General features: G+C 72.3%; 1 protein-coding gene. It reads right to left on the reverse strand.

What is annotated here, in order from left to right; all coding sequences use genetic code 11:
- Positions 1–9: 9 nt before the first annotated feature.
- Entirely contained in the window at positions 10–1,068 is a 1,059-nt protein-coding gene (locus NCC78_RS31835) for an IS110 family RNA-guided transposase (protein ID WP_250799181.1), read from the reverse strand.
- Positions 1,069–1,121: the final 53 nt, after the last annotated feature.

A 1,121-nucleotide genomic window follows, 5' to 3' on the forward strand; every position in this document is an offset into this window, starting at 1 on the left:
GGGACGCTCCTATGCCGCGTCAAGTGGCTGTGGTGGGTTTTCGAGGCGTCGGTAGAGGTCTCGGGCGATGTAGCGCTTGAGGCAGCGTTTGATTTCGCGGTCGGTTTTGCCTTGAGCGCGGCGGCGCTCGGCGTAGGCGCGGGTGCGTTCGTCGCGTTGCAGGCGGCATAGGGCGACGGTGTGCAGGGCGCGGTTGAGCTGGCGGTCTCCTGAGCGGTTGAGGCGGTAGCGGACGGTCTTGCCGGAGGACGCCGGGATCGGGGCGGCCCCGGCGAGCATGGCGAACGCGGCGTCGTTGCGGCAGCGCCCGGGGTGGGACCAGGCGGTGAGCACGGTGGCCGCGACGATGGGCCCGACGCCGGTGAGGTGGAGCAGGTCCGGTCGCCAGGAGCGGACGATCGCGCGGATCGCCTTCTCGTGCCCGGCGGCTTCGGCCTCCAGGAATCGGACGCGGCGGGCCAGGTCCCGCAACACGGCCAAGCAGGTGAACACCTCGACATCAGCGTTGGCGGTGGGGCGCAGCCGGGTGGCGGTGGCGAGCATGACTCGGGTGCTCTGGCCGCGGAACCGGGCCCGCACCACCTCGGGGGCGGTGATCACCATGGCGTGCAACTGCCGCTGAGCATCGGAGCTGGCTTCCACGGCTGCGCGGCGGGCGGTCAGTCGTGCCTGCAACGCCGCCCGCTCGGGGCCGGTCTTCGGCTGCGCCAGGCGGGTGCGGGCCAGGGCGTCGCGGGCGGCGCGTTCGGCGTCGATCGCATCGGACTTCGCCCCGCCGCGGCGGGCCGGGCGCAGCGGACGATCCAGTTCGACGACCAGTTCGCCGGCGGCGGCCAGGTGCCGGGCCAGGCCGGCGCCGTAACCACCGGAGCCCTCCAGCGCCCAGGCTCGCAGCCCCGAGTGTTGCTCTGCCAGAGCCACCAGTTCGGCATAGCCGTCCGGGTCGGTGCGCACCGTGACCCGTGCCAGCACCCCGCCGGTGCGGGTATCCACTAGCGCGGCGGTGTGGGTGTCTTTGTGCGTGTCGACGCCGATGACGACCTCGACCAGATCTGCCAGCATGGACATGCGTTCTCTCCTCACCGTGGGGACGCACAGGTCCGGTCCGGTGCGGAGATGGC

The sequence above is a fragment of the Micromonospora phytophila genome, from assembly GCF_023656545.1.
In the GTDB taxonomy this organism is placed as follows: Bacteria; Actinomycetota; Actinomycetes; order Mycobacteriales; family Micromonosporaceae; genus Micromonospora; species Micromonospora phytophila.